Origin of the sequence: Corynebacterium sp. HMSC036D02 (assembly GCF_001836165.1) — a bacterium.
Taxonomy (GTDB): domain Bacteria; phylum Actinomycetota; class Actinomycetes; order Mycobacteriales; family Mycobacteriaceae; genus Corynebacterium.
The window spans coordinates 35,710-43,644 of sequence record NZ_KV827674.1; the positions used below are offsets into that span (position 1 = coordinate 35,710).

Consider the following 7,935-nt stretch of genomic DNA (forward strand, 5'->3'; position numbering starts at 1 on the left):
GTTTTCTTTTATGCGGTGGCGTAGTACTGGTCCCAGACGCGCTGCATCAACGGTCGGTCTGCTTCGGTGTAGCCGTTGACCTGGCGCACCTGACCGTTCGACAGGGTGAGGTCGTACTTTTCCGGCTCACGACCGCGCTCAAGCGTGTACAGCGCCTTCATGCGCTTGCCGAACATTGGCGCCACGGACTTCATCTTCTTCGTGGACAGGTTCTTGGACTTGAGGAAGTCCGCGGTGTACAGAGGCCGGGTCTTCGGGTCGAGTTCCGGGGCTTCGCCCAAGCCACGGGCCAGGACGATGCGGGCCTTTGCTTCCAGGTGGTCAGGGTGGATAAGCCCCTTCGCTGCTTGGCAGAGTTCCATTTGCATCTGCGACTGCCGCATGAGCGCGTTTAGTTGGTGTTCTTCGGCGCGGGGGTTGATGGCGCCGCCTTGGTGGAAGTAGGCGTCGAGGGCGTTAGCGGCTTCGAGCTGGTAAGCCTCAAGCATCGGGCGAACCGTCTCAGAGACCATCGACCCGTTAATCGTGGCGAGCCACATGGTGAGCGTGCGACGGTCAACCATCGCCATTTCACGGTTCTTGCCGTCGGTGCCAACCGTGGTCAAACTGACCATGGTTGCCCATGGCTTGTCCTTGAGCTTGCGATGCTGGCTCTTCCAGTCGATGCCAAGCGCGTCGCAGATGTGGCGAGCAGCGGCCCATTCCGTGCCGTCATGCTGCACTGCCATGATGGGGGTTGAGGTGCCAGGCACCGGAATAGTTACTAGCTGGTTTCCCATTGTGCTAATCTCCTTGTTGTTAACTCTCTTTTGGCTCGGTGTTCCAGCACCGGGCCTTTTCTTATGCGACGGAGCGAACTCGAACTCGTCGTATGCGCATTTCTTCTTCGGTTACGTCGAATACGTCCTCAAATGTGACGGGGAAGTTCGCGAGGATTGAGCCGATGAGGCGCGGCCCGGCTTCTGCCCTGTCGTTGAGTTGGCGGCTAATTGTGGATGGTGCGCAATCAAGTTTTTCTGCGAGGGCTGCGATGCCTCCTGCTTCATTGACTGCGTTCTCTAGCCACTCTTTGCGGACTCGAACTGTATGAAGGAAAGTCATGCAACCTCCTTGTTTGTTCTTTAGCAAACCCTGTTTGGGCTTACACAAATGAAACTACATCAGTGTTTGTTCCTGCGCAAGTTTTCTTTGCTTTGCCACAATCACTTGCACTTTTGCGCGTGCGCAAATATGGTTAGAGGCATGAGTTCAACACGCTGGTGGGATTACATCGAGCCCATAATCGGAGACATGACAATGCGCGACGCCGCCAAAAAAGCAGGCTTCAACCAAAGCGCCTTCACCCGCTGGAAAAGCGGAGCTAAAGCAGACCCCGAATTCGTCGTTAAGTTCGCCCGCGCCTTCAACCTCAACGTTCTAGAAGCTCTTGTGGAAGCCGAATTTATAACCGAGGAAGAGGCGGGAACAAACGATTCAGCTCAACAGCGACGTCAAGTCGCTCAAGAGTTAGAGAAGAGACTGAATGATGTATTTGAGGCCCAGAAGATGATTGAAGTTCGTTTTGACGCCGTGGAAACACAACTCTTAAAAACGCTCAAGGACACAATGTCCAACGAACAATGGCAAGCATTTACTGGCCCCCTGGAAGCAGATTCGAATCCGTACAAGTGGGCCGAAATCGCGCAAGGACTTACGAACCTTGGTTCGCACAATCTATCCGTCGTGTCCGACCCGCATGCTTCACTACCGGATGAGGATGACGGCACCGTCATGGAGTGGGATGACAGCATCCCGCACGCCGCTGACTCCTCCCCCGACGAGCAGGCAGAGCGCGAGAAACGAGGTGAAGACTTGATTGATTAACCTTGACGCCCTAATCGACGTGGCGCAGGCCCGGGGCTACCGCATCAGGTGGCACCGTGGCGGGCCTAAAGCCGCATGGCTCCCCCACAAACACACCATCACCCTGCGCGTCGGCATGGACGATGTCACCACCCTGTGCTCCCTAGCCCACGAGCTAGGGCACGCGCACTACGGTGACCCGCCCGGCCACCACGGGGCACACGAGCTACGCGCCGACCGCTTTGCGGCCCGCATCCTCGTCTCCCCCACTGAATACGCAGCAGCAGAAGCACTCTACGGACCACAACCTTCACTCATCGCTCACGAGCTCGGCGTGACGGTCAAAGTTCTCAAAACTTGGCAATCTCTCTATGAAAGGACTCTCACATGACCAACAGCACCCCATCCAAGAAGCCTAAGAAGCCGTGGTGGAAGAAGTGGTGGGTACTCCCCCTTATCATCTTCGGCATCATGTTTGTCTCCGCACTCTTCCGCGAAGGCAGCACCAACAACGAGGCCAGCGAGCCAGAGGAAACCACCGTGGAGCAGGCAGAGCAGCCAGCCGAAAAGCATCCAGAAGAGGAACAACCAGAGGAGGAAAAACCCACCGAAGAAGCCGCACCAGAGCAGCCCACCGTCAGCCACGCCGGCCAAGAATGGGAATGCCTGCCCGTCCCCGACGACACCATGAGCCGCATCATGGACGGTGACCTGTGGGATGACGGGGCGCACGCCACCGTCGAAAAAGCAGTCATGGTCCAGGGCGTGGACAACAACTTCGTCGCCGCCAGCATCAAGTGGGAGGGCGAGGATGAACCTTTCTCCGCTGACTTCACTACCGCATTAGATGGCGGCGGGCCAATTACCGCAGCATCGTCTGGCACTGCGTCCCTATTCAACTGGCCGGAAACCCCCGGCGGACCGTTCGACGGTACCGGCGCGGCACAAAAGTGCCTCAAGAACTAGGAATGCCTTCACGGAGCTGAGCTCAATACGCGAAGGCACCCTAGGCCCAACCGGGGGGATGTGGGCCCAGCAACAGCATAAAACAAGACCGGCCCTGGCGCTCAACATGTGGAAGTGGAGGAGCACCAAAGGCCGGAACACGAACCCCGTTTTGGGGTCGGAGTTGTCGCCCGGGGCGTTCTTTCAGCCCTGGCTAACAAGGAGAAAGCATAATGGCATCTATTAGGTCGTACAAGGCCGCAAAAGGTAGGGCGTGGCGAGTACAGTACCGTGGCCCTGACGGCAAGAGACACACCAAACAAGGATTCCGCACCAAGAACGAAGCGCAAAAGTGGGCGGACATCAACGCCACTCACATGCACCAACAAGACTGGATCGACCCCAACGCCGGGCGTATCAAAGTCGAGGAAGTACACGCCGCATGGTGGGCCACCCTCGCACCTCGGAAACCCAACTACCGCCGCCAGCTTCACTCCGCGTGGGAGTACCACGTTAAACCCCAGTGGGGCCATCGGCAGGTTGCCAGTATCATGCCGTCCGAAGTGCAAGCCTGGGTAGGGTCAATAGAGAAGTACCGCCCCGGGCGCGGCGACGATGGGGAGGAGGATAGCACGCCATCAGCAACCCTCGTCCTGAACTGTCATGCGGTGCTCATGCAGATTCTAGAAGTCGCCGTCAATGACGGGTTGATGCGCAAGAACCCCGCCAAGGGTATCAAGCTACCGAAGAAACCCGGCCCAGTGAAGGTGTATCTGACACAGGAACAGCTCAACGCCCTGGTGCGTGAATGCGGCCCGCGTGGTGACATTATCGCGGTGCTAGGCACGTGCGGTATCCGGTGGGGTGAGTTGGCGGGCCTTAGGGTGCGGGATGTGAATGTTCTGCGTCGTCGTTTGACGGTGGCGCAGGCCATTGCTCGTGATGATGCGGGTGAGTGGGTGCCGATGGAGCCGAAGTCGTGGGAGCAGCGGACGGTGGCGGTTCCTGCGTCGATTATGCCGCTTATTGAGAGGGCGATTGAAGGTAAGGGGCCGGATGAGTTTGTATGGGAGCGTCCTAGTGGTGGGTGCTTGCGCCCGTTGGGACATACGTCTTTCTTCGCTCATGCGGTGAAACGCTGTGTGGAGGATGGGCGTATTCCTGGGCGGCTAACCCCGCATGGTTTGCGCCATGTGGCGGCGGGCTTGATGGTGTCCTCCGGTGCGTCGGTGAAGGCGGTGCAAAAGCAGTTGGGGCACAAGTCTGCGATGCTCACGTTGGACACGTATGCGGATTTGTTTGATGGTGACCTTGATGAGGTGGCGGGCCGTATGGATGAGGGGCTTCGTGGGATGTCGTGGAATTGTCGTGGAATTGCGTGAGGGCCACCTCCTACGAATGTGGAAAGTGGCCCTGACCTGGTGCGGCCTGAGGGGATCGAACCCCCGACCTACTGGGTGTAAACCAGTTGCTCTTCCAGCTGAGCTAAAGCCGCAGTGCACTTGGTGTGCTCGAACAAGATTAGCCCATAGGCACCCGCAGCAACAAATCGGGGTATGATTCGCCGCTGCGAATGTCGCCTGAGCAGGTATATCCTGCGATTATTCCTTAGGGCTTCTTGGTGTAGCCACGGGCCACAAGGCACGAACCCTGCCACTCGCCGAGGCGCTCGGCCTTGGTCTGTACGAGGCCGGCCAGCTGTGCGGATTCGGAGATCTCACCCGGCTCCAGGTTGCCCGGCTTTCCAGCGCCCGGGGTCAGCAGCCAGATGCGGCCGGAATCACCCAGGGGACGGGTGGCATCCACCAGCCCATCGACCAAGTCGCCGTCCTCCGCGCGCCACCACAGCAGCACAAGGTCACACAGCTCGTCGGTCTCCTCCTCGAGGAAGTCCTCCCCCAACACGTCCTCGATGGACTCAGAAATCGTGGAGTCACAGTCCTCGTCCCAGCCAAGTTCCAGGGCAATCTGGCCCTCCTCGATACCGAGCTTGGCTGCAAATCCCGTCACTCGCTGAGTTCCTTCCGATGAAGTCGTTGATGTCATGCAGAGTATTTTAACGTCTACGGTGCACTTTTTCGCGTCGAACCGCCCCCGATCTTGCCCAGAGGTGGACATTTTCCCCCATAAAACCACCCGTGGGGGCCTCCGAGTGACCCACCTTGAAAGGGGCGCGTATCCTAGAGAAAGATCTTTGTACTACGAACCAGGAGGATTTAATGGCCGACTTGGACGCCCACAACGGCGACTCCAACTTCCCCATCGTTCGCGATGGCGTGGCAGCATACCTGCATGACTCCGACCCAGAGGAGACCCGCGAGTGGATGGACTCCCTCGACGGTCTTCTCGATTCTTCCGATCCGGAGCGCGCACGCTACCTCATGCTGCGTCTTCTCGAGCGCGCTACCGCAAAGCGCGTGCCGTTGCCGTCCCTGACGTCCTCGGATTTTGTCAACACCATCCCCACCTCCCTGGAGCCGGAGTTTCCGGGCGATGAGGAGTTGGAGAAGCGCTACCGCCGCTGGATCCGCTGGAACGCGGCCATCATGGTGCACCGCGCACAGCGCCCGGGTATCGGCGTCGGCGGACACATCTCTACTTACGCGGGCGCTGCCCCGCTGTACGAGGTGGGCCTGAACCACTTCTTCAAGGGCAAGGATGATCCCTCCGGCGGTGACCAGGTCTTCTTCCAGGGTCACGCTTCCCCGGGTGTCTACGCCCGCGCCTTCATGGAGGGCCGCCTGAGCGAGGAGGACCTCGATGGCTTCCGCCAAGAGCACTCCCGCGGTGAGGGCAATGGCCTGCCTTCTTACCCGCACCCGCGTCTGATGCCGGACTTCTGGGAATTCCCCACTGTGTCCATGGGCCTTGGCCCCATCAACGCCATCTACCAGGCACGCTTCAACAAGTACCTGGAGAAGCGCGGAATTAAGGACACCTCCAAGCAGCACGTGTGGGCCTTCCTGGGTGACGGTGAGATGGATGAGCCGGAGTCCCGCGGTCTGCTGCAGATGGCCTCCCTCTACGAGCTGGATAACCTGACCTTCGTGGTCAACTGCAACCTGCAGCGTCTCGACGGCCCGGTGCGCGGTAACACCCAGATCATTCAGGAGCTGGAGTCCTTCTTCCGCGGTGCCGGCTGGTCCGTCATCAAGATTGTCTGGGGCCGCGGCTGGGACAAGCTGCTGGAAGCCGATAAGGACGGCGCCCTGGTCAACATCATGAACACCACGTCTGATGGTGACTACCAGACCTTCAAGGCTAACGACGGCGCCTACGTGCGCGAGCACTTCTTCGGCCGCGATGAGCGCACGCTCAAGCTGGTGGAGGACATGTCCGATGATGAGATTTGGGCACTGCGCCGCGGCGGCCACGACTACCGCAAGATCTACGCCGCATACGACAAGGCGCTGAGCTACGCAGGCACCGGCCGCCCGACGGTCATCCTGGCCCACACCATTAAGGGCTACGGCTTGGGCCACAACTTCGAGGGCCGCAATGCGACCCACCAGATGAAGAAGCTGACGCTGGAGGATCTGAAGCTTTTCCGCGATAAGCAGGGCATCCCGATCAGCGACGAGCAGCTCGAGGCAGATCCGTACCTGCCGCCGTACTACCACCCGGGCAAGGATGCTCCGGAGATCAAGTACATGCTGGAGCGTCGTAAAGAGCTGGGCGGCTTCCTGCCGGAGCGCCGTGAGAACTTCGAGACTCTCACCGCCCCGGATCTGTCCAAGCTACGCTCGGTTCGCAAGGGTTCCGGCAAGCAGGACGTTGCCACGACCATGGCTCTGGTGCGTACCTTCAAGGAGCTCATGCGTGACAAGGAGCTGGGCAAGCGCGTCGTTCCGATCATTCCGGATGAGGCCCGCACCTTCGGTATGGACTCCTGGTTCCCGACTCTCAAGATCTGGAACCCGCGCGGCCAGAACTACGTCCCGGTGGATCATGACCTCATGCTCTCCTACCGCGAGGCTGCCGACGGCCAGATTCTGCACGAGGGTATTTCTGAGGCTGGTGCTGCAGCGTCCTTCACCGCAGCAGCGACGTCCTACGCCACCCAGGGCGAGGCGATGATTCCGCTGTACATCTTCTACTCGATGTTCGGCTTCCAGCGCACCGGCGATGCCTTCTGGGCTGCCGGCGACCAGCTGGGCCGCGGCTTCATCATTGGTGCGACCGCCGGCCGCACCACCCTGACCGGTGAGGGCCTGCAGCACATGGACGGCCACTCCCCGATCTTGGCGTCGACCAACCCGGCCGTGGAGGTCTACGACCCGGCCTTCGGCTACGAGATTGCCCACCTGGTTCCGCGCGGTATCGAGCGCATGTACGGCGAGGACAACGAGCCGATCATGTACTACATCACCGTGTACAACGAGCCGGTCAAGCAGCCTGCCGAGCCGGAGAACCTCGACGTCGAGGGCCTGCACAAGGGCATCTACCACTACAACACCGCCGAGTCCGGCTCCATCCCGGCCAACATCCTGGCTTCCGGTGTGGGCATGTACGAGGCCCTGCGCGCACAGGAAATCCTGGCTGAGAACTACGACGTCAAGGCTTCGCTGTTCTCCGTCACTTCCTGGGTCAAGCTGGCTCGCGACGGCGCCGCCCGCAACCAGGAAGCACTGCGCAAGGGCGTTGAGCCGACCGAGGCATTCGCCACCTCCCAGCTCAAGGGCTTCGAGGGACCGTTCGTCGGTGTCTCCGACTTCGCCACGGACCTGCAGGAGCAGATCCGCCCCTACGTCCCGGGTGACTACATCGTCCTAGGCGCAGACGGCTTCGGCTTCTCTGATACCCGCGAGGGCGCCCGCCGCTACTTCAACACCGACGCCGAGTCCATCGTCGTCGGCGTTCTCGAGGGCCTGGCCCGCGAGGGCAAGGTGGAGCGCAGCACCGTGGAGAAGGCAGCTCGCGAGCTGAAGCTCGATGACCCGACGGCCACCACCTCCACGTCCTCCGATGAGGACTAAGTCTGACGAGGAATAAGGCTTAGAGCGTCAAAGCCCCAAGCCCTCCAGCCCCTTCTGCCCCACCTCGGGCAGGAGGGGCATTCTTCTTGCTTTAAGTCCAGGAGCCAACTGTCGTTGTTGCCAAAGTTCTGCCCAGATCTTGAGGCGAGTTCAGGCGGTGAATGCATCTATA

At 60.0% G+C, this 7,935-nt stretch carries 8 protein-coding genes and 1 tRNA gene; 5 read left to right on the plus strand and 4 right to left on the minus strand.

Going from position 1 to position 7,935, the window contains the following annotated elements:
- Window positions 1-8: 8 nt before the first annotated feature.
- Window positions 9-779, minus strand: coding sequence for a phage antirepressor N-terminal domain-containing protein (locus HMPREF2743_RS04975; RefSeq protein WP_070818308.1), 771 nt, complete (start codon window positions 777-779; stop codon window positions 9-11).
- A 61-nt stretch (window positions 780-840) separates the two neighbouring features.
- Window positions 841-1,101 (minus strand): helix-turn-helix domain-containing protein, encoded by a 261-nt coding sequence (locus tag HMPREF2743_RS04980; RefSeq protein ID WP_070443447.1) that lies wholly within the window; start codon window positions 1,099-1,101, stop codon window positions 841-843.
- Window positions 1,102-1,242: 141 nt separating this feature from the next.
- On the opposite strand from HMPREF2743_RS04980, the gene HMPREF2743_RS04985 reads away from it, so the two are divergent.
- The 4 genes from HMPREF2743_RS04985 to HMPREF2743_RS05000 all read left to right on the plus strand — a co-directional run bounded on the left by HMPREF2743_RS04985 (window position 1,243) and on the right by HMPREF2743_RS05000 (window position 4,169).
- Entirely contained in the window at window positions 1,243-1,863 is a 621-nt protein-coding gene (locus HMPREF2743_RS04985) for a helix-turn-helix domain-containing protein (RefSeq protein WP_141761394.1), read from the plus strand.
- A complete protein-coding gene (locus HMPREF2743_RS04990; RefSeq protein ID WP_141761395.1) occupies window positions 1,856-2,233 on the plus strand; it encodes an ImmA/IrrE family metallo-endopeptidase in 378 nt (125 codons plus the stop codon). The genes HMPREF2743_RS04985 and HMPREF2743_RS04990 overlap by 8 nt, the downstream gene beginning before the upstream one ends.
- A complete protein-coding gene (locus tag HMPREF2743_RS04995) occupies window positions 2,230-2,808 on the plus strand; it encodes a hypothetical protein (protein WP_070818310.1) in 579 nt (192 codons plus the stop codon). The genes HMPREF2743_RS04990 and HMPREF2743_RS04995 overlap by 4 nt, the downstream gene beginning before the upstream one ends.
- Window positions 2,809-3,020: 212 nt before the next feature.
- Window positions 3,021-4,169, plus strand: coding sequence for a site-specific integrase (locus HMPREF2743_RS05000; protein WP_070818311.1), 1,149 nt, complete (start codon window positions 3,021-3,023; stop codon window positions 4,167-4,169).
- 37 nt (window positions 4,170-4,206) lie between these two features.
- Here HMPREF2743_RS05000 and HMPREF2743_RS05005 read toward each other — a convergent pair.
- Window positions 4,207-4,282, minus strand: a tRNA-Val gene (locus HMPREF2743_RS05005).
- Between the two features lie 113 nt (window positions 4,283-4,395).
- Window positions 4,396-4,833: a DUF3052 domain-containing protein gene (locus tag HMPREF2743_RS05010; protein WP_046647091.1), complete on the minus strand. Its 438-nt coding sequence runs from the start codon at window positions 4,831-4,833 to the stop codon at window positions 4,396-4,398.
- A gap of 173 nt (window positions 4,834-5,006) precedes the next feature.
- Here HMPREF2743_RS05010 and aceE point away from each other — a divergent pair, with 173 nt between their 5' ends.
- On the plus strand, window positions 5,007-7,763 hold the full coding sequence (gene aceE / locus HMPREF2743_RS05015; RefSeq protein ID WP_070447484.1) for a pyruvate dehydrogenase (acetyl-transferring), homodimeric type: 2,757 nt from the start codon (window positions 5,007-5,009) through the stop codon (window positions 7,761-7,763).
- Window positions 7,764-7,935: the final 172 nt, after the last annotated feature.